Genomic DNA, 19,316 nt, shown 5'->3' with positions numbered 1-19,316 from the left:
ACGTAGAGGGCGCCGGCGATGCGGGCGAATGTCAGCGCGGCGACGCCCCGCTGTTCGATGAGGGTCTGATTCATCTCCTTTTCGATGCCGGAGATGATTTCTTCAAAGTCGTTGGCTTCGCTCATGCGCTGTTCCTTTAGTGCTTGCTTGCTTCGAGGTCGAGGACGCTTCCCCAGGGCTGCTCACCGATTTCGGAGTCCACGGGGATCAGTAGGCCCTTGATGGTCATTTCCATGATTCGGGCCGTCTTCTCAGCTAGTTCTCTGACCCGCTCCCGGGGGAAGCTGAATACGAGCTCGTCATGGATCGGGAGGCGGACGTATTTGGTGTAGCCCGCCCGGTCGATTTCGATGAGGGCTCGGGCTGTAATGTCTCTCGAAGTGCTTTGGATAAAGTAATTGAGGGCACTGTATATTCGGTTGCGGTCTACGGGTAGGCGCCGGCCGGTTCCGGTGTAGATATAGCCGGCCTGCCTGGCTTCCCTCTGGAGGCGGTCAGCAAAGCGTTTAACGCCGGGGTAGGTCTCCCAGAATGCCTTGACGGCTTTCTTTGCTTCGGCTTCGGCGACACCGTACTGTTCGACGATTGCCTTCCAGCCGCCACCGAAGCAAACGACAAAATTTGTGCCTTTTCCTGCCTTGCGATTGACTCCGGCGGCGTCCGCGGTTATCTGGTGGAGGTCAAGGCCCCGATGGAATGCGTCCATCATTGTCGGGTCACCGGAGAAGGCGGCCAGGACCCGCAGTTCCATGTTTCCGTAATCGCTGCTGACGGTGACATGTCCAGGATCTGCGAGGAAGCAGTGCCGTACGTACGAGTCGCCGGCCGGGAGCGTCTGGGCCGGTACCGCCCCCGTGATGCTCATCCGAGCCGTTCTCGCCTGGCAACTGTTCACGCTCGCGTGGACGCGCCCGTCCGGGTCCTGGGCGGCAATGGCGCGGTCAAACCAAGTAGCCTTCCATTTCCCCGCCTTCTTAGCTTTAACGATCGCTTCTGTGAGGGGAATGCCAACGTCTGTGAGAACTTCATCATCGACCGAGACGTTTCCCTTTTTGGTCTTCTTGGTGAGCTTTACACCTCGCTCTCGGAGTGCCGTAATGATCTGGGCGTTGGAGTTGACATTGTCGACACCGTGATGCCTAGCCACTTCCTCCCAGTGCTTTTGCTGGGCGGCAAGTTCACTGGCCTTCTCTTGCGCATATTTCGTATCCAGGAGATACCCGGTACGCTCAATCTTTGCGGTGATGTGCGCAAGTCGGTGTTCCCACGAGATAAGCCCTCGCCGACGGCTTCGGACAGGGGTCTTCGGAATGAGGATTTTGAAGAGCCGGAACGCCAATATGGGATCCATGCCCGCGTAGAGCAAAAACCGGTAGTGGTCTATTGGGATGGAATCCCAAACCTCGTCCTTCTTGACTCCCAATTCCTTGGCGATGGCCGTCATAGAGCCTTTGACTTCTGCGGCTACGACTTCGCAGATGTAGTGCTTGGTCAGCTCTTCGAGTTTTAGGCCGGGCCCGTCTTCCTTGACGGCACGGGGATCGACGAGGTGGGCGATCAGTTTGGTGTCCCAGCTCTTCGGCGCGAGCTCCTCCATGGGGATCCCAAGGCATTCTTCGGCTACATGGAGGTCGTAGGTGCCGTTGTGGGCGATGAGCCGCCGGGCCGTGCGGAGGGCCCAGCGGACCGCGCCCCGGAAGGAGTCGCCCTTCTCGACCGGCACGACGAACGACTCGCGGGCGTTGCCGAACTGCCAGAGGCGGGCCCGGAAGGTGCCGGCGGAGGCGTTCCACCAGTCGAGGCCGGTGGTTTCGCAGTCATGGGCGAGCAAGCTTTGGTTGGCCAGGATGAACGATTCGAAGTCGAGAAGATCCTCTTCCGTCTCGACTACGTGAATGTGAACCGTCTGGCCCTTGATGGCGTAGTCGATGACCCGCATGCGGTCCTTCTGCGTCGGTGGGGGCCGGCTGGAGCCGGCCCCCAGTAAGCTCACGACAACTTTTTGGGCATGGCTAAGTCGTCACTTCGCCCGGAAACTGCCGTCCGTCTGGCGCCACAGGGGCGGGCACTGCTGGGACTTGTCGAGTCCTCGGCCTCCGCAGAAGTACGCGGCCCACGATCCGCCTTCCCGGAAATTCCGCGGGCCGTGGTCGCAGGAGTAACCGGTGTCGCCACCGGCGGAGGGGGCCGCCGAGACGACCTTGCCGTTCTCGAACCGCTTCGGTGCCGCCCCGGCGCCGCCCTTGTCCTGCTCTCGGACGTGCTGAGCTGCCTTCGCGGTGAAGTCGATGAGCCCGGCCGTCTTCATCGCGGTGAGCAGCTCGACGCCGCGCGTCGCGGTCTCCTCGGCGGTGTGGCCGTACACGGCCGGCGTCATCCAGTGGGAGCCGTAGTCCGGGCCCGCCTTCAGCGTGAGACCGATCTTGAACGGGGCAGGGCCGGCCGGGGCCGTGGGGGCGGTGATGAGCACAGGCTTCTCCTCGGTAAGGGTGGTGGCGGGTTCGTCCCAGGGCGAGACGTCGGCGAAGGGGTCACCGATCATGGGTATCTCCATGGAGTGTGTGGGTGGGCAGGGCGGCTAGGTCACGCGGCGGACCGGCGGGTCCGAAGGGTGCGGTTCATCTGCTGGGCGAGGGATACGACGGCCCGGCTAAGGGCCTGCCGGTCGGCATGGTCGGACACGGGGAGGCCGTAGACGTATCGGCGCAGGAGGAGCTGCCGGTATCGCTCGTTGAGCTTGTTCAGGGCGAGGGTGGCGTCGATGCGCGCGGTGACAAGGTTGTCCGTGACGCGGGACTTGAGAAGGTCGTCGTGGCGGCCGACCATCGTGCCGAGTTCCTCGTCGGTGAAGATGAAAGTCTTCAGAGCGGCTTTGGCTTCATCGGGGGTGTAGTAGTACTGATCGTCTAGCAGGTCCCGGTAGTTGCGCTCCTTGCTGGCGTACTGGGTGCCAGCCTTCTGGAAGATCTTCCAAAGGATATCTTCCTTCCAGTAGTTGACTTCGATGACCGGCCGGTGCTTGTACGCGTGAAGGAGGATCTCCTGCTTCACGTCGTTTTTTTCGACCACGCTCCATTTCTCGGCGATGTTGTGTGCGACCTTGTCAGCGAGGCCGGACAGATATTCCCAGTCGAGTTCGACCTTAGGCTGCAAGCTTGAAGTCCTTCTTGATGAAGTGTCCACGGCTGTTGCGCTTGATGGCTCCGTAGCGGACTCCGTCAACTACGAAACTTCCGTCGCGTTCGACGTAGATGGGCACGGGGACCGCGGAGTACTTGCCGACGAGCAATTGCCCCCAACCCTTCTGCCAGTTCGCGACACCGCCCGCGAGGTACTGGGCCTTGGACTCGTCCATGAGGTGCCCGACTTCGAAGCCGAAGAGTGTGCGCCGGTACTTGCCCACACCCACCGTTTCCGGGCTGACGGCATTGCGGTGGGTGTGCCCCATGACCACGCTGCGGTCAAGCTTCTTCACCTTCGCCGCGGCCGTGCGGCCGGGAATCTGGTTGAGGCCCTTGAGCTCGTGGCCGTGCATGGCCACCCATCCGGGTGCGATCTCCGCGAACGGCGGGAGGATTTCGATGCCCAGCCCTTCGAAGTCGAGGAGTACGTCGACGTCGAAGGCGTGGGAGGAGGCCAGGGCCGGCGCGTACCGGAGGAGGTAGTCCCGGGGGCGTGCGTCGTGGTTGCCGACGACGAACTTGATCGGGCCGCCGTAGCCTTCGCGGAGGTCCGCCAGCAGCGCCTTGCCGCCTTCGGACTCCCTCATGACGTCGTTTTCGAATTCTGCTCGGGTGTCCTTCGACCAACGGCTTGGGGCCGCGTAGTCCATGAAGTCGCCGATGATGAGTACCTCGGCCGGCTGCCGGTCCGCGATGTAGGCCCAGAGGTTCCGTACGGCCCGCGCGTCGTGCAGTGGGTACTGCACATCAGACACGATCACTATTTCCTCTACGCTCACGCAGCCTCCTTCAGGCGCTCGATCTCGATTTGGATGTACCGGATCGTCTTCTCGTAATCCTCAATGGCATTGCCCTTCAGGCCAGCGCGCCACAAGTATTTGAATGCGTTCCCGATGCAGAAATTCATGTGCTTCACAATGTCGATGCACTCAATGCCGCTCGGGTGGCTGGTGTAGTGGGCGGGGTGGGTTACCGCGTTGAATTCTGGATGCGGTTCGGGGCCGGTGAAGGCTTGCCTCATGATCCTTTGAGCTTCTGTGGCGTCGATGCCCAGGGCAAGCCCCTTCGATTCCCGGAGCATTCGCTGGCCGGGGGTTTCCTCGTTGCGTTCTGCCATCAAACTCCCAGTCTCTTGCGGTACGCATCAGCACCGTTTTGGAGGATGAACTTGTTGACATCGAGCTTCGGGGGCATCGCAGAGGGTTTGCTGTTGGTAAGCCGTTCTGCCATGGTGGCCGTGAATTTGATTCCTGCTTCGTCACCGTCTCCCAGCGTGAATACGGTCTCGAATCCGGCGAATGCCGGTGCGAAGTAATCACGCCAGGACGAGACCCCGGGGATTCCGCTTGCGGGAACGCCGGCCAAGACGGACGCCATGGTGTCGAATTCCCCTTCAGCCAGCCCGATGTACGGGCTGGGTTCGATCAGCGCCTCTGTGTGGAAGAGCATCGGCGGATCTCCCGGGAGCCCCAGGTATTTGGTGTGCTCCGCATGGTGCTCGTCCTCTCGCCAGGTGCCGTCAGGGTGCTTGGTGCACACCTCGTTGATGCAGCGGAAGCGGATCGTGGCGACGCCATCGAGGCTCGCGGCCGGCCGGAGGTACGGAATGGCCAGCCGGCCCCGGTAGGCGTCATGTCCGGGAAGCGGATCCGAAACGAAACCGATTTTGAACCGCTCCGCCGCCTCTCCCAAACCGCGGTGGCACAGATACTCTTCGGCGGGACTTCCCCGATAGCTGCTTTGGTAGATCTTCGCCGCCTTCACCAAATCGGCTTTGTGCGAATCGCTGCGCCTCAACAAACCCCAGTCCCTCCTTTCGTTGTATGACGTCGATCGAGTCGAGCGAGACATCGCAGGCGAAGCAATGCACGCGGTTTTCCTGGTAGTTGACGGAGGCCGAGGGCCGGTCCTCGACATGGACGGGGCACAGGCACGTCACCCAGCCGCTGCGCGGCGGCGGGGGCTGCCACTGCGGGAAGTAGTGCTCCAGCACTTCGGCAATCGGCGGCTTAGCGGGCGGGGTCCCCATGCCCCTCCTTGTCCTGGTGGTAGCGCGGCCCTAGGTGCCGCTGGGCGGGTGGGTCTTCGAGGTAGTCAGCGGCCGCGCGCAGAATTTCCGGGCGGTCCCGCGCGGCGGTCAGCAGCCGGCCGTTGCACATCCGGCAGAGCAGGCCCCGGACGAGATGGGTCCGGTGGCAGTGGTCGACCGAGAGGCGCTGTCGCCGGGTGCCCCCGCAGATTCCGCACCGTCCACCCTGGTGCTCGAAAAGGCGGTCGTATTCGCCGGGGAGGAGCCCGTAGGCGGCCTGTACGCGGGCTTCGTGGCTTGCCTTACTGCGGGCCTTCTTGCGGCAGGTGCTGCACACGCGGCCCCGCGAGGAGGTGAAGAACCGCTCCGCCCGGTTGCGCTGGCATCTCGTGCAGGGGCGGGTGCCGGGCCGCCGGCTGGTCACCGGGTGGGCTTGATGGACCGCTCCAGCCGGAGCATGCGTCCCGCGTCTGCGGACTCGGCGACGCAGGTCCGCAGGGCATGCACGTCCAGGACCCGGACATGCCGGCCGTGGGCCCGGTCCTCGTGGGCGACGACCGCCTTGGACAGGCGAAGTCCCCGCAGGTCGTAGGCGAGTTGGCCGAGGTCCAGGCGGCGGGCGTCGCCCAGCTCGACGACCAGGGCGACCGGGTCCGTGAGCTCACCGGCCGTCAGCTCGGGATAACGCTCGCCGACCTCGCCGGTCAGCTCCACGGTGATGCGGTAGCCCCGCGGGCGCCGGCCGCAGCTTGTGGTGATGTTCAAGGACTCTCTTCCAATCTAAGCTCACGACAACTTTCGGGGTAAAAAAATTAGAAGGCTGCGAACTCGTCCACGTCGGTGAGCCGCACGTTCCGGGTGTCGAATGCGTAAGAGGCGTAGGTCTCCCCGGAACTGTCCTCGAAATCCTCCCGGTTCTTCACGGGGCTGATGTGCAGTGTGCGACCGCCCATGCCGTCAATCTCCTTATGAATGGTGAGGATGAGGGAGGGCACCCGAGATATTTTTCCCTTGAGGCCGCTTTGCGGTACAGGCTTCAGCCCATCCGCGTACTCGCCGACGACGTGATGTGTAGCCAGGACGTGGGCATACGTTTCCCTGGCCATTTCGTTGAGGTAGTCACAGAGACCTTCCAAGCCGAAGGTAAATTCCTCGGCTGTACCAGAGCCTCCGGCGTCAACGTTGGTCAGATTGTCGACCACGACAAGGTGAGGGTGGGTACCGAACACCGCCTTGTATGCCTTGAGGTGAAGCTCAAGCTCCGCCGGGGTGGGCCGGGCACTGTAGTTGAAGCGCTGCCACCACCGCTCTGCGAGTACGTCTCTGTATTCGTCGAATTCACCGGCATGGAGTTTCCTTTTGATCTCTCTCGCATCGTGCCCCGTGAGGATGGCTGTCGCCCTGCTGAGCTGTGTTGCGGCTGTCGAGTCCGCAGAGAAGTAGAGGGTCGGCACGTTGGACTGGATTGCGAGGTTGAGCGCCGCGGCCGATTTTCCTGTCCCGGCCCCTGCGGCAAGGATTGACATTTCACCGCGACGGAACTCTGCCCCCATCTTGGAGAGCTTCTTAAAGGGAGATGAGAGGGGCTCGCCCGCCGCCCCCTTCATGGCTATCGACTGACTAAGAGAATACATCAGAAGCCTCGCCGGAAGTACTTAATTACCGGGTGCCCGTTTGTGGTGGAGCCCACTTGCTGAAGCAGTCCCAGTTCTGCCGCCCGGATAAGGGCATCCTCTACCGCATCCGGGGTGAGGCTCACGTTTTTTGAGTATGTGTCCAGCGATGCCTGACAGTGCCGCGCTCCGCGCCTAGTGACATATTCGATGTACTCCAGCACCCGTTCCAAAGGGTCAAGGCTGCTGGCGACGAAATCGCGCGAACGCTTCTTCGGCGAGTTACTGACGATAGCTTCAGCAGGGGCGGCCGGGGCGGCTTCCAGAAGCCTGACCCTCTCTTCCAGTGCCGACAGCTGAGGGAGCACAGACTTCTCAATGATCTGGGCCGACATCCGGCCTGAGATCTCGGCGATCAGGGCATCCACGGACAGGGCAGGTGCCGCCACCGGCCGACCAGGGCTGCCGGCGTCCGCTCCGGTGGCCTTCCGTGTGTAGTCCTCGGCCTCCAGGAGGTAGGTGCGGACCGCCCTGGCCACCTCCGAGTCCCGCAGGAGCATCCCGACGTTGAGCACGGCCCGCCGCGGCCAGATCGCAAGGCTGCCGCCACGGCTCGGAATGAGTGACATTTTGTCACTCATTCGGTATTTCCGCAGGTCAGAGCCACTCAGGACGCGGTATCCATTGGCCTCCAGCTCTGAGCGACTGCGCTCCAGAACCTTCCTGAGCAGGGGCATGTCCACCCCGTAGAAGGCAGCCACCTGGGCTGTGGAGGAGTGTTCCGTGTCCGGAAGCTGGGCCAGCTCCTTCACCCGGTTCAGCACGTCGGTCCGGTCGTAGAGTCGCTCCCTGGCGGCCCGGTTCTCGATCAGGTCGATCTCAGTCATGGTTGCGCTCACGTCAAATCCCTCTCTAAAAAACGGCCGTCGGTGCGGCCTGCTGTAACTTGCGTTCAAGCTCACGACAACTTTTTATTTAAACGAACAGGCATGGGACACGTCACAGAACCGGCAGGAGAAGCCGGGCTTCGCCGGGAAGTCGCCGCGTTTCACTCCGGCGTCCATGACGGCGAACCGCTCACCGACGGTTTCCTCGGTCACCTGGTCCAGCTTGACCGGCCTGGACAGCCCGCCGCGCTTCGCCAGGTACCAGTCACCCCGGTTCACCTCGACGCCATAGATCTTCTCGACCGCGGTCTTGTACGTCTCAAGCTGGAACTTCGACTTCATGCTGCCGGTCTTGAGGTCGCGCACCCGCAGGGATCCGTCGGGCTCGACGGTGAGCTGGTCGATGAACCCGCGGACCTTCACCCCGCCCAGCTCCACCATGAATTCCAGCTCCACCGCCAGCGGGAGCGGACCGGCCGGGGTGGCCCAGATCTCGGGCTGGTGCTCCTGGGCCCATTCCACGTACCGCGCTGTCTGCGCCTGACCCAGGTGGTAGCGGCGCGCGATGTCCTCGCTGCCGGTCCCGTTCGCGGACAGCCAGCGGTCGGTGTTCGGTTCCTTGGCGAGCGATGCGCTGACCGAGGCGCTGTAGCTGTCGGAGAAGAGTTCGACGACGTCCTTGACGGTAAGGGTCCGGCCGGAGAGTTCGAAGGCTTCGGCTGCGGAGTGGAAGGCGGTGCCGTGGTGCGACCAGGCGGCCGGCCGTGGCGTCACGCGCTCCACGCGCTGGAGGTAGTACTGCCATCCGCATTTCTCGTACTGCTGGGTCTGGGAAACGGATCGGGGCTGGGTCTCAATGCTCATGGGGAAGCCTCCGGGTGGATGACGTACAGGGTGGATTCGGTGCTGCCGGGGAAGTGGGAGTTCGGCTTCGGCATGCGCATCAGGTGAATGACGAAAGCCCGCCATTCGCTGAGGCCCGCTTGCCGGAAGATGCGCTCAACGCCTCGTTCGCAGTATGCGGTTGCCTTGTCGCTGACCACGAGGTGGAAGTACGTGAGCGCCTCCGCGAACACCTGGCAGATCATCGTCCCCGAGGTCATGAAGAGGACCGCCGGCGGCCGGGTGAGGGGGGCCCGGTTGACGGCGTCCATCAGATCTCGAATCGCGGGCGGCGGGGCTGCGGGCAGGGCGCAGGCCAAAGCCATGGGGGTTTCTCCTATGGGTGAACGTCAGCAGATGAGCCGATACCTGAGTGGGTCGGCCAGGGGCCTTACTCGGGAAGCCGGGCTGCGGACGCGTTCTCGCACGGGCAGGTGAGAGGGCCGGGACAGTGCGGGTGGCGGCTTGGGTGAAGCCCTTCCTTGATCACGAACATCCCCCTCGAAGTGCTGGGGGATTGAATTGATCATTCGCCCGCAGACGATCACTGGTCGGCCTGGATACTACACACGGGTCGGCCCCGATGGGAAACGTTAAATTCGCCCTCTGACCTGCCGTTTCAGGCCCTGAAACGGGCTCGCCGTATTGATCGTTTCAGGGGCTGAAACGGGGCCGGGGCATCCTCTCCCTGGCCTTATGGTTGACAGGAACGTGTACGTAGCAAGAGGCGGAGAACATGCGCGAGGTAGCGCGGCGGAAGATGCGCGCAGTGATGGCTATGGAGCCGGGCGGGCCCGAGGTGCTCAAGCTGGTGGAGATTCCGGAGCCGGAGCCGAAACCGAATCATGATCGCGTGATGGTGACGATGGCGGGGGTGAACCCGGCGGACGCGCTGATGCGGGAGAACCAATGGCTGGGCCCCGTGACGTTCCCCTTCGTACCGGGCCGGGAGCTGGTGGGTTTCCTGGACGACGGGCGCAGGGTCGCCGGCCTCACCCGTGACGGCGCGTACGCCGAGTACGCATGGGTGGAGCGGGGCCTGTACTGGGAGATCCCTGACGAACTCACCGATGGGGAGGCTTGCGCCCTGGCCTCGGACGGCCTGACCGCCTGGCACCTGCTGTACACCGCACTGCGGATCGAGCGCCACGAGGTCATCGCCATCTCGGAAGCCGGCAGCGCCCTGGGCGGCCTGGCCGTGCAGCTCGCCAAATCCCATGGCTGCTACGTGGTGGCGATAGACCACGGTGAACACCGCCTCGAAGAGGCCCGCGAGCTGGGCGCCGACGCGATCGTCGATTGCAGTGACACCGAGGGGCTGGCCGACCGGATCCGCGATTCTACCGGCGGCCTCGAAATCGACGCCGCCGTCGACCTGGTCGGCGGGGAGACCTTCAAGGCCCTCTTCGACGCACTGAGGTTCCGCGGGCGCATGGTGGTCGACGGCTGCGCTTCCCAGAACTGTGGAGTCGTTACCCATGAAGACCTGGTGCTCGGCTCCAAGTCGATCACCGGTTTCTGCTTGCCCAACCTCTTCTACGACAAGCACGCAATGCACAAGAGCATGCACACCATCTTTGCCGCCGGGGTGATTGGCGCCCTCTCGATTCCTGACGAGACCAGGATCATGCGGAGCGATGTTCAGCATGCTCACCGCTGCCTCTCGCCCGAGCTTCCCCGCAACCGGCACCCGGGGAAGCTGATGCTCGACATGACCGGTTTCTACTACTGAAGCCGATCAGCGCTACTACGTAGTAACCTCGGTTTGCTGTCAGGAATGGCGACATCAGTCCCCATTGCCGCCCGAGGGCAGTTCAGGACGCAGCCAAGGAATGGTGAGTGAGTACCAGTAGCAAGAGCGCGGACCAAAATCAGAACAAGGGTCCCGGCTCCTCCCACCGCATCGCCTACCGCGTCGAGGCCGCATTTCTCGGCCTTTCGGGATATAGGCACACCCCCACAACGCTTGCCCAGGTGGCCGGGGTATCCGTCTCCACAGCCCATCGGGCCCTCAAAGAGGGCTGTGAAGTCGGCACCTACGACACTGACAAGTCGGGTGAATACTGGCTCGGCGGGGCGTCGGCGATGTGGAGCATGTCATCCTCCAGCCGTTTGCCGGCCCCTGCCCCCACCCAGGCGGCTCTGGTGGAGCTGCACCGCATCACCGGTGGCGCGGCCTTCTACTACGAGAACAAGGGCTTGGCGGCTGTGCCCAGGCATCGCGTCCGCGGCGACACCGACGTCAGCAGCCTGGACGGCTTCGCGCTGGCCGCCGTGGGCAACGACCTGCGTATCGGCGCCACCGGCCGGGCCATCCTCGCCCACGCCTCTCCCGGAATTCAGCGCCAGGCCCTGGCCCGTCCGCTACCGCACGACGCCGCCCCCGGAGCCATCCGCTCCGAAGATGAGCTGCTGGCCTGCCTGGAAGGCATCCGTGCCCGTGGTCACGAGGTCGGGCAGGAGGAATGCATTCCCGGGTGGGATGCCGTAGCCGCACCGGTTCTGTACGGCATGACCGTTCAGGGTGCGGTTCTTCTCCTGGTGCCGGCGGGCCATGTGGCCCGCCGGGTCGGACATCTGGCGGTGGCCACCATGCAGGCCGCGGAGAGCATCAACACCTTCTTCTGACCACCCAGCAGCGCAGCGAAGCCGCCGGCCCGAAACGGGGGTCGGCGGCTTCGCTGCGCTCCGGCCTGGGGCGCGAGGGCATGGCCCTATTCCTCGTCAGGAAGCTCCATCGCGCGCTGGAGGTCCTCTTCCGGCAACTCCACATCTGCGGGCCAGCGGAGGATCCTGCGGCCGTCAGAAGGCTCCCGCAGGACCAGGACAAAGCCCTCCAGGGCTTCGTCAGCAGTCTCTTCGCCCTGCTCGCCTTCTACCTTGCGCCGATAATGAACGACGGACTTCTCTCGCTCCAACTGGCTGAGGAACCGCGCGACTTCTTCCTTCTGGTAGCCGCTGATCTTGTCCCCGAGCCGCATGCGCATGTACACCTTGACGCATTTGAGGAAGTAGCGGTTGTGGTGCGTATCCTCGCCAGTGCGGTCCGTCTTCACATCCCAAATGCTCTTCAGCGCGGTATTGACCCGCTCCTGGGCAGGATTGATCTTCACCAGCCCCATCTTGTCCCTGCGCTTCTGGACAGCCTGCTTGCTCACTCCGTATCGCTCTGCGATCTCCGGGTCGCTCAGGCCCAGGTGGACCAGCACTGTCAGCTCGGCATCCGTGGGCAGCTTGGCCATGGGCTGACAGACCTTCCAGCAAGAGAACGAGGAGCATCCGGGGCCTTCGATGACCCATGACGCGGTGACAGGAAGACGCTGACCCTACCAGCCACTCCGAGCTCACGACAACTCAGCCTCCACCACCCTCAAACCTTGTGACCTGCATCTCATTTTGACCAGAAGGGCTGATTGAGGGTCGACGTAACACCTACATACTTAGTGAGAGTAAAACTAAGAAAGAAAAACTCTCTCTTTAATAGAGAAGAAGAAGAGAAGAAAGTTTAAAGTTTCCCTCTTGTTGATTTCCCAGAAAGATTTTTCTGAGTTGAGATCCAAGAGGGCCAAGGCCCCGGCTGCCAGACCAGTAGCCAGCCGGGGCCTGCTATCCGAACCACCACGGCTGATCCCTGTGGTGGCCCAAGGCCAGGTCGCTCCTGGCTGGAGCCGAAGTGCATGGGTGCACGCCACCCCTAAGCCCCGACAGGGGTGGCCGGGCGGTAGAGCGGGTTCGAGTCCCGCCGGCTCACCACGTCACGGAGGGGAGAAAGCCACGATGCCCCGAGCGAAATCGATCTGCATGACCGCGGGCTGCCCCTCCGTGACGGCCCGCTCTGGCCGGTGCGAGAAGCACGCCCCTCCCAAGAGGGGCTGGCAGCCATCGGCCAGAAACGCCAGTCGCCCCGGCGACTTCCACAAGCGCCGGGCCACGGTGCTCGCCCGTGACCGCTTCACCTGCCAGCGCTGCGGCGCCCGCAACGAGCTGGAGGTGGACCACCTGATCCCGGTCGCCCGAGGTGGCACGTGGGAGCTGACGAACCTCTGGGTCCTGTGCCGGACCTGCCACCGGAAGAAGACCTACTTCGAAGACCGTGGCACGTAGAGAGGCCCCCGGGTAAACGGGGGCCTCAGACGGCCCCCGGCCGTAATCCCAAATTCCGAAATCGGCTTGGTACCGGGTGCCTGAGCACGTCACTCCATGTCGGACTGCCCGCCCGGATTCTATCCCGAAGGCGCCCTCCTGGAAGGGCGCTTCGTCCGCCCTGTGACTGCCTCTGGAGGTGCCCGTGCTCGACTGCGACGGCCTGTGCCACGGCTGCAAGCGCCCCCGGGCCGCCCTCGGCCGACTACGGCTCTCGAAGGCCGCCCGGCGGCGGGGCTGGCGACAGGAGGCACTGTCCGAGCTAGTGGACCTGGGCGAGCTGTACGGCGTCGACCCGGCCGCTATTCGCGGGGTGGGCTGATGCCCACGCGACGAGGCCCTGCCCCGAACCCGAACGCACGCCGCCGGAACACGAACCACGCCCTGGGCGAGCACGGCCTCACCTCCAGCTCCGGCGAGGGCCGGGCGCTCCCCAAGGCTCTGGGGGTCGCCACGGGCGGCGCCAAGCGCTTCTGGAAAACCTGGTCCGGCTCTCCGCAGTCTCAGCACTGGTTGGAAACGGACTGGGCGGAGCTGGAAATGACGACCAAGCTCGTGGACGCCTTTTACCAGGGGGAGACGCGGCTTGCCGGTGAGATCCGGCAGCGCGTGGGCCGCTGGGGCGCCACGACGGAGGACCGGGCGAGGCTGCGGATGAGTTTCGACCAGCAGGCCGAGGCGGAGGCCGCTGCGGCGGCCCAGGAGGCCAAGGCCGCGGACATGGACGCCGAACTTTTCAAGATGCTCTCCGAATCCGAGGAGTCCCCTAATGCGTAGTTGGACGGTCGTCGGCACACGGTGTGACGTGTCGGGGGAAGCTGACCCGCTCGCGGTTTTCGCCGGCGCCCTGACCCCCCATTTCCTCAACGGCACCGACGAGACCACGGGATGGGTACGCGTAGTCGAGGCCCCCTATCCCAGCGAGGCCGCCGTCGCAGCCGCGTTCCAGGCCGAAGCCCTGGACGACTCCGAGTAACCCGAAGGGGGTGAAGGATGCCCCTGACGGGAAACACACCACCTGGTGTCCCGCACCCCACGCGCAGCCTCGGGTACGGCATCATCCGCTGGTGTCAGGACTACGTACTCCAGCCGGACGGCGAGCGGGCCGGCGAGCCCTGGAGGTTTTCCCCGGAGCAGATCCGCTTCGTCCTCTGGCTCTACGCCATCGACGAGCGCGGGCGATGGTTGTACCGGTCTGCCGCGCTGCGCCGGGCGAAGGGGTGGGGGAAGACGCCGCTCCTGGCGGCCCTGGCCATCGTGGAGTTCATCGGTCCGGCCCGGTTCTCGCACTTCGACGACAGTGGCCTCCCGGTGGGAAAGCGCGTCCCGCTTCCCCTGGTGCAGATCGCCGCGACGTCCCTGGATCAGACGGCTAACACGCGGGATCAGATCCGGGGCATGCTGGCTGAGTCTCCGGCGGAGCGAGAGTTCAATCTCGACATCGGCAAGGGTCTGATTCAGTTCAAGGACGGTCGCCCTGGCCGCATTGAGCCGGTGACGTCGAGCAGCCGTGGGCTTGAGGGGGCGAGGCCCACCTTTGCCCGGCCCCGGCAGGAACGTTCCTGCCGGGGCCGGGCTGCTGCCGCTTTGTTGTTTGCGACGAGGTTCATCATTTCGTCGAATCGAATCATGGCGTATATGCGTCTGGGAGACCCTGGATGGAAATGTTCAGAAGACGGCCGGCGCCGGTTCCCGGCTGATCGAGACCACCAATGCTCTCAGCCCTGACGATTGAGCCGGTGACGTCGAGGCAGCCGTGGGCTGAGGGCGAGGCCACTCTTGCCGGCCCGGCAGGAACGTTCCTGCCGGCGGGCTGCTGCCGCTTGTGTTGCGACGAGGTCATCATTCGTCGAATCGATCATGGCGTATACGTCTGGAGACCTGGATAGAAATGTTCAGAAGACGGCGGCGCCGGTTCCCGCTGATCGAGACCACCAATGCTTCAGCGCGAACGAGCAATCCGAGTTGCACGCTGCGTGACGCGACGAGCCGCGAGATCGCTCCCAGGGCATCTACGATGCCGCGAGGCCGTACCGGGGGTTGACCTCAAGGACGAGCCTGCGGTGCGCGCCGCGGTCGTCGACGCCTACGGCGACTCTCATTGGGTTGATGTCGACGGCATCGTTGCCGCGATCATGGACCCGCGTACCAGCGCGGCGGTCGCCTACCGCTTCTACCTGAACAACATTCAGGAGAACGCGGACGGCTGGCTGCTCAAATCCGAGTGGGACGCCTGCCGTGACGAGGACGACCCGATCCTTCCCGGGGATCAGATCGCCGTCGGTTTCGATGGGAGCATCCGCGGCGACGCGACCGGTCTCGTCGGGTGCCGGCTGAGGGACGGCAAGCTTTTCGTCCTCCACCTCCAGGAGAACCCGCGCGACCCCAAGAATCCCGACTGGGAAGTCGACGTGCTGGCCGTCGAGGCCGCCGTGAAGAAGGCCTTCGAAACCTACCGGGTTGAATGGTTCTACGGTGACCGGCCGTATGGGCAGGAAGCCTTGGGCCGGTGGTCCATCGAGTACGGGGATGATTACGTCTTCGAGTACTGGACCAACAGACCCATGAGAATGTGCGAAGCCACGGAGCGGCTCCATTCCGCCGTGGTCGTCGGCGACTTGAAGCACGACGGTGATCCGGGCCTCACCCGGCATTGCCTCAATGCCGTGACGAGAGAAGTCCCCCAGGGTTTGCTGATCACCAAGGAATCTCCTCGCTCCAAGAAGAAGATTGACCTGGCCGTGTGCGCGATCCTCGCCTTCGAGGGCCGCGCCGACGCAATCGCCGACGGTCGCCTGCACCTCAAGCGCCGGCGCGTCATCGGCTTCTAGACCGGGCCGGCCCGGGGCATTGTCCCCGGCCGGCCTGCGCACTGCGCTGGCCCGTGCTGCCGTGCACTCGCGGGGTTACCGGGTGATCGTCGGGCCGACGTGAGGTCAGCGCATCCCGAGGGGGCCGCACCGCCCACGAGTAACCGGCCCCCGCGTACGCGGGGGTGAGCCGAAAGGGGTTGAAAGCCGGTGCGGCCCCCTCGCCCCAACTGTTTGAGGTATCTGCTTGATTGTTCCCCCCACCGGATACACCGCCGTCGGCCCCCCGGAAACCCCTGTTGACTGGCTGGCCTATCTGCACGGCAAACTCACCGACCAGCTCCCGGACATGTGGCGGTACGCCCAGTACTACGAGGGGGAGCACCAGCGGCTCGCATTCTCTCAGGCCCGCTTCAAGGCCGAGTTCCGCGAGGTCTTCGAGAACTGGCGTGACAATTTCTGCGGCCTGATCATCGACTCCGCAACTGAGCGCATGGCCGTGGAGGGTTTCCGCATACCCGATACCCCGGGGTTCGACACGGACGCCCGGGACATGTGGCAGCGCAGCGGCATGGATGTCCTGTCGACCGGCGTGCACCTGGACGCGATGATCCAGGGCCGTGCGTACGTGCTGGTGTGGCAGGGGGCCGACGGGGAGCCGTCGATTCAGCCAGTGTCGGCTGAGGAAATGGTCGTGCAGTACAAGCCGGGGTCGCGCACCGAGCTGGAGGCCGCGGCCCGGTTTTTCCTCGATGACTGGGGCCGGCAGTGGGTGACGCTGTGGACCGAGGAGTACGTCTACGAGGTCAAGCGCGGTCAGACCGAGTGGGAGAACGGGACCAAGACCCCGAACCATCTCGGTGTCGTCCCGGTCGTCCCCTTCCATAACCGTTCCCGCCTCGCGGGTGACCCGTACTCAGACCTCGCCAACGTGATTCCCATTCAGTCGGCGATCAATAAGGTGACGGCGGACGCTCTCACCGCATCCGAGTTCGCCGCCTGGCCACAGCGGTACGTCACCGGCCTTGAGATCACGGAGGACGACCAGGGCAATCCCATCGAGCCCTTCAAGGTCGCCGTCGACAAACTTTTGCAGGCCGAGGACCCGCAGGCCAAATTCGGCCAGTTCGAAGCCGCCAGCCTGAGCAACTATTGCGACCTGGTAGGTCTCCTCCTACAGCACCTCAGTTCCATATCCAGGACCCCCAGTTACTACTTCCTGGTGAACGGCGGCCCGCCGCCCTCCGGTGAGGCCATTATCAGCTCGGAGGCCGGGCTAGTCGCCAAGGTCCGCGAACGGATGCTGTACTTCGGGGAATCCTGGGAGCAGGTGATCCGGTTGTGCTTCGCGATCAAGGGTGACAAGCGGGCCAAGGAATTCGCCATGGAGACCGTTTGGCGGGACCCGGAATACCGGACCGAGGCCCAGCACATCGACGCCCTTCTCAAGCTTCAGCAGCTCAATGTTCCTGAAGAGCAGCTCTGGAGTGATGCGGGCTATACCCCCTCGCAGATCAGTACCTTCCGCGCGATGCGGAAGGAAGACGCGAAGGCGGCAGCGGAGATCCAGAAACTCGGCCCGAAGCCTGAGCAAGCGGGACCGGCAGCGGGCAACGCCCCTAGTGAGGCGAAGGCCGCGCGCATGGCGCACAAGCCGCCGCAGGGAAATTCGGGTAACGCGAGCCGGAAAATCCACGAGATGAAGTGATGGAGATCAGTATGAATGAGACGCCCAACGCCCCCACGCCCGTCGACGGCGACGGGGACGGCCCGCCGACTGCCCTGCCGGTACCCGACGGTGCCGCCGCAGAGCTGGAGCAGTGGAAGGCCCGGTTCGAGGCTGCCAGTCAGGAGCTGGAGCAGTTCCGCCAGTCGCAGATGACGGACCAGGAGAAGGCGCTGGCCCAGGCCCGCGAGGACGGGCGGCGGGAGACGCTTTCGGAGCTGTCGCCCTCGCTGGCCGAGGCCGAGATCCGCGCTCAGGCCGCGGCTGCGGGTGTCACGGTACAGACGGAGGCCCTGGACCTGACCCATTTCCTCGGCGAGGACGGCCGGCCCGACACCGACCGGATCGCGCGGTTCGTCGCCAAGGGAGACACCGTCTCCGCCGCACGCCCGCGGCTTCCTCAGCTCATGGGCGCCGGGTACCACCGTGGCGGTAGCGGTGGCACCGTCAGCATGGACCCTGACGAACTGGTGAATCACATTACTGGTGGCAAGATCTTTTAGCCTCGCATGATTCTTTTGCAGCCCTCCATTCCTGGGGGGCTTTTTTATGCCCTCTTGGAGGAGGCGCCTATGGCTCTTACGACCCACCATCTGAATCTTGACCCCAAGCAGGTGACGATTGCTGCTCTGGGGCTGCTTGACCGTCAGCTCACTCTCGGTGGTATCCCCGCCCGTTACTCTGAGCTGTCCTTTACCGGCGGGCTCGGTGACGTCATCAACGTCAACCGGGAATCCCGTGGCATTCCGGTCCAGGCGTCCGGGATCACCGAGCCGATCTGGAACCCGGTGAAGGGTGACAAGACGAAGTTCGCCGCAGTGTCTGACCGACCGCTGCCGACGAATGACCGGCGGGCACCGGTCGGCTTCATCAACGAATCCCGCTTCCCGGTCCAGCTCACCACACTCGCCCAGAACGCCACCACTCTGAGCATGGAACAGGTCGCATTCGACCTGAAGCAGTTCGGCAGCCAGATTCTCACGAAGCTGACCCGCGGTTTTGCTGAATACTTTGATGACACCACCGCGAGCTTTATCAAGGCGAACATCAACCGTAGTGGCCTGAGCCCGGCGCAGAAGAAGGTGGTCGGCGGAGACGTCGAGGTCAGCATCCCGGTCGCGGACGGTACGGGCGAGAACATGAAGCGCCGCGCCCTGGGCCTGCGCACGGCCCTGGTCGATGCCCGCATGGCCATGAACCTCGCGAACGTCCCGGCCGGCGAGCGGTACCTGATCGCCGGCCCCGAGGTCGAAGCGATCCTCCTCAAGGACCCCGAATTCGTGGCGGTCGACTACAGCGGCGACACAAGCGCCCTGCGGCGCGCGGTCGTTGGCAGGATCTACGGCTTCGACATTGTGATTCACAACAGTTTCGGCCTTGAGATGTACCTCTTCCACAAGTCGGCGATGATCCTGGTCTCTGCCTGCCCCGCCATTCCGATGGGTGCCGTGAACGGCTCGATTCAGAACATCAACGGAATCGCCACGCGCATGCTGATCGATTACGACTACGGCAAGAAGGCGGACACCATCGGCCTGGACACCATGTACGGCCTGTCCACGGTCCGGGAGGACCCCGATTACTCGGTGCGTGGTGTCGGGATCGGCGAATCGTTTGTGCGTGGTCTGAAGGTCTCGATCACCGAGAAGGCGCCCGCGCCGTCTGGCTCCTAATCCGGGAGTCGCATGCCCGTATCCATTACCGATATCGAGATCCGGATGGGCCGCCTCTTCGAGGAGTCGGAGAAGCCGAGGGCGCAGGCGTTCATCACGGATGCCGCCGCGCTGGTGCGGGACTACTGCGGGAGCCGGTACGACGGGGAGGCCCCCGGTATCCGGGCCGTGGTGTGTTCCGAGGTCATCCGCTGGCTGTCGATGCAGCCCGGGGTGGTCAGTGAGCGCGTCGGCGACATGGAAGTGCAGTGGGGGGCCTCCGCGACGCAGTCTCTGTCACCGGCTGCCCGCGAGGGCCTGCGCCGCTACCGCCGCCCGCTGGGCACCATCAGCCTGTCCCGGGGCTGATGCCCTTTGCTCTTTACCGAACA

Annotated in this window: 25 protein-coding genes, 1 tRNA gene and 1 pseudogene; 13 read left to right on the top strand and 14 right to left on the bottom strand. The window is 64.2% G+C overall.

Features of this window, described 5'->3' with window-relative positions; genetic code table 11:
• Positions 1–136: 136 nt before the first annotated feature.
• The 13 genes and pseudogenes from AF335_RS33730 to AF335_RS33670 form a co-directional block, all read right to left on the bottom strand.
• Positions 137–1,939: a DNA polymerase gene (locus tag AF335_RS33730; RefSeq protein WP_102922245.1), complete on the bottom strand. Its 1,803-nt coding sequence runs from the start codon at positions 1,937–1,939 to the stop codon at positions 137–139.
• An 81-nt stretch (positions 1,940–2,020) separates the two neighbouring features.
• Positions 2,021–2,542: a hypothetical protein gene (locus AF335_RS33725; RefSeq protein WP_102922244.1), complete on the bottom strand. Its 522-nt coding sequence runs from the start codon at positions 2,540–2,542 to the stop codon at positions 2,021–2,023.
• A 41-nt stretch (positions 2,543–2,583) separates the two neighbouring features.
• Positions 2,584–3,153, bottom strand: coding sequence for a hypothetical protein (locus AF335_RS33720; RefSeq protein ID WP_102922243.1), 570 nt, complete (start codon positions 3,151–3,153; stop codon positions 2,584–2,586).
• The gene (locus tag AF335_RS33715; protein WP_184744063.1) at positions 3,143–3,961 is read right to left on the bottom strand and encodes a metallophosphoesterase family protein; all 819 of its coding nucleotides are present in this window, start codon (positions 3,959–3,961) and stop codon (positions 3,143–3,145) included. Before AF335_RS33715 ends, AF335_RS33720 begins: the two co-directional genes overlap by 11 nt.
• Complete coding sequence (locus AF335_RS33710) at positions 3,958–4,299, bottom strand: DUF3310 domain-containing protein (RefSeq protein WP_228773511.1); 342 nt, start codon at positions 4,297–4,299, stop codon at positions 3,958–3,960. The genes AF335_RS33715 and AF335_RS33710 overlap by 4 nt, the downstream gene beginning before the upstream one ends.
• Positions 4,299–4,982, bottom strand: coding sequence for a toprim domain-containing protein (locus AF335_RS34295; RefSeq protein WP_244927241.1), 684 nt, complete (start codon positions 4,980–4,982; stop codon positions 4,299–4,301). Before AF335_RS34295 ends, AF335_RS33710 begins: the two co-directional genes overlap by 1 nt.
• 34 nt (positions 4,983–5,016) lie before the next feature.
• Positions 5,017–5,211 (bottom strand): annotated as a pseudogene (locus AF335_RS36780) (CHC2 zinc finger domain-containing protein); the annotation flags it as partial.
• Positions 5,192–5,635: an endonuclease VII domain-containing protein gene (locus AF335_RS33695; RefSeq protein WP_244927240.1), complete on the bottom strand. Its 444-nt coding sequence runs from the start codon at positions 5,633–5,635 to the stop codon at positions 5,192–5,194. The gene AF335_RS33695 and the pseudogene AF335_RS36780, both read right to left, overlap by 20 nt.
• Entirely contained in the window at positions 5,632–5,976 is a 345-nt protein-coding gene (locus AF335_RS33690) for a hypothetical protein (RefSeq protein WP_102922239.1), read from the bottom strand. Before AF335_RS33690 ends, AF335_RS33695 begins: the two co-directional genes overlap by 4 nt.
• 47 nt (positions 5,977–6,023) lie before the next feature.
• A complete protein-coding gene (locus tag AF335_RS33685; protein ID WP_102922238.1) occupies positions 6,024–6,845 on the bottom strand; it encodes an AAA family ATPase in 822 nt (273 codons plus the stop codon).
• Positions 6,845–7,723 carry a hypothetical protein gene (locus tag AF335_RS33680; RefSeq protein WP_102922237.1) on the bottom strand — a complete coding sequence of 293 codons (879 nt, stop codon included), beginning with the start codon at positions 7,721–7,723 and terminating at the stop codon, positions 6,845–6,847. Before AF335_RS33680 ends, AF335_RS33685 begins: the two co-directional genes overlap by 1 nt.
• A 72-nt stretch (positions 7,724–7,795) precedes the next feature.
• Entirely contained in the window at positions 7,796–8,575 is a 780-nt protein-coding gene (locus tag AF335_RS33675) for a RecB family exonuclease (protein ID WP_102922236.1), read from the bottom strand.
• Positions 8,572–8,865, bottom strand: coding sequence for a hypothetical protein (locus AF335_RS33670; RefSeq protein ID WP_146045663.1), 294 nt, complete (start codon positions 8,863–8,865; stop codon positions 8,572–8,574). The genes AF335_RS33675 and AF335_RS33670 overlap by 4 nt, the downstream gene beginning before the upstream one ends.
• Positions 8,866–9,329: 464 nt before the next feature.
• Between AF335_RS33670 and AF335_RS33665 the strand changes: the two genes are divergently transcribed.
• Both AF335_RS33665 and AF335_RS33660 read left to right on the top strand, forming a co-directional pair.
• Positions 9,330–10,325 (top strand): quinone oxidoreductase family protein, encoded by a 996-nt coding sequence (locus tag AF335_RS33665; protein ID WP_102922234.1) that lies wholly within the window; start codon positions 9,330–9,332, stop codon positions 10,323–10,325.
• 107 nt (positions 10,326–10,432) lie between these two features.
• Complete coding sequence (locus tag AF335_RS33660; RefSeq protein WP_102922233.1) at positions 10,433–11,221, top strand: IclR family transcriptional regulator domain-containing protein; 789 nt, start codon at positions 10,433–10,435, stop codon at positions 11,219–11,221.
• An 86-nt stretch (positions 11,222–11,307) separates the two neighbouring features.
• Here AF335_RS33660 and AF335_RS33655 read toward each other — a convergent pair whose 3' ends face one another.
• Complete coding sequence (locus AF335_RS33655; protein WP_102922232.1) at positions 11,308–11,835, bottom strand: hypothetical protein; 528 nt, start codon at positions 11,833–11,835, stop codon at positions 11,308–11,310.
• Between the two features lie 423 nt (positions 11,836–12,258).
• Here AF335_RS33655 and AF335_RS35005 point away from each other — a divergent pair.
• The 11 genes from AF335_RS35005 to AF335_RS33610 all read left to right on the top strand — a co-directional run bounded on the left by AF335_RS35005 (position 12,259) and on the right by AF335_RS33610 (position 19,293).
• Positions 12,259–12,346, top strand: a tRNA-OTHER gene (locus AF335_RS35005).
• Positions 12,347–12,370: 24 nt separating this feature from the next.
• Positions 12,371–12,697 (top strand): HNH endonuclease, encoded by a 327-nt coding sequence (locus AF335_RS33650; protein WP_102922231.1) that lies wholly within the window; start codon positions 12,371–12,373, stop codon positions 12,695–12,697.
• A gap of 184 nt (positions 12,698–12,881) precedes the next feature.
• Entirely contained in the window at positions 12,882–13,058 is a 177-nt protein-coding gene (locus tag AF335_RS35000; RefSeq protein WP_170127863.1) for a hypothetical protein, read from the top strand.
• Entirely contained in the window at positions 13,058–13,513 is a 456-nt protein-coding gene (locus AF335_RS33645; RefSeq protein ID WP_102922230.1) for a phage terminase small subunit, read from the top strand. Before AF335_RS35000 ends, AF335_RS33645 begins: the two co-directional genes overlap by 1 nt.
• A gap of 28 nt (positions 13,514–13,541) precedes the next feature.
• Positions 13,542–13,712 carry a hypothetical protein gene (locus AF335_RS34995; RefSeq protein ID WP_170127862.1) on the top strand — a complete coding sequence of 57 codons (171 nt, stop codon included), beginning with the start codon at positions 13,542–13,544 and terminating at the stop codon, positions 13,710–13,712.
• Between the two features lie 17 nt (positions 13,713–13,729).
• Positions 13,730–14,464, top strand: coding sequence for a hypothetical protein (locus AF335_RS33635; RefSeq protein WP_102922228.1), 735 nt, complete (start codon positions 13,730–13,732; stop codon positions 14,462–14,464).
• 335 nt (positions 14,465–14,799) lie between these two features.
• Complete coding sequence (locus tag AF335_RS33630; protein WP_244927239.1) at positions 14,800–15,567, top strand: phage terminase family protein; 768 nt, start codon at positions 14,800–14,802, stop codon at positions 15,565–15,567.
• 226 nt (positions 15,568–15,793) lie between these two features.
• The gene (locus AF335_RS33625; protein WP_102922227.1) at positions 15,794–17,254 is read left to right on the top strand and encodes a phage portal protein; all 1,461 of its coding nucleotides are present in this window, start codon (positions 15,794–15,796) and stop codon (positions 17,252–17,254) included.
• 11 nt (positions 17,255–17,265) lie between these two features.
• On the top strand, positions 17,266–17,775 hold the full coding sequence (locus AF335_RS33620; protein WP_146045662.1) for a hypothetical protein: 510 nt from the start codon (positions 17,266–17,268) through the stop codon (positions 17,773–17,775).
• Between the two features lie 69 nt (positions 17,776–17,844).
• The gene (locus tag AF335_RS33615) at positions 17,845–18,945 is read left to right on the top strand and encodes a hypothetical protein (protein ID WP_146045661.1); all 1,101 of its coding nucleotides are present in this window, start codon (positions 17,845–17,847) and stop codon (positions 18,943–18,945) included.
• A 12-nt stretch (positions 18,946–18,957) separates the two neighbouring features.
• Positions 18,958–19,293 (top strand): hypothetical protein, encoded by a 336-nt coding sequence (locus tag AF335_RS33610; RefSeq protein WP_102922224.1) that lies wholly within the window; start codon positions 18,958–18,960, stop codon positions 19,291–19,293.
• Positions 19,294–19,316: the final 23 nt, after the last annotated feature.

The organism is Streptomyces eurocidicus (assembly GCF_002891295.1).
In the GTDB taxonomy this organism is placed as follows: domain Bacteria; phylum Actinomycetota; class Actinomycetes; order Streptomycetales; family Streptomycetaceae; genus Streptomyces; species Streptomyces eurocidicus.
The sequence above is the reverse complement of the archived record's forward strand: the minus strand, read 5'-3'. Positions and strand labels throughout refer to the sequence as shown.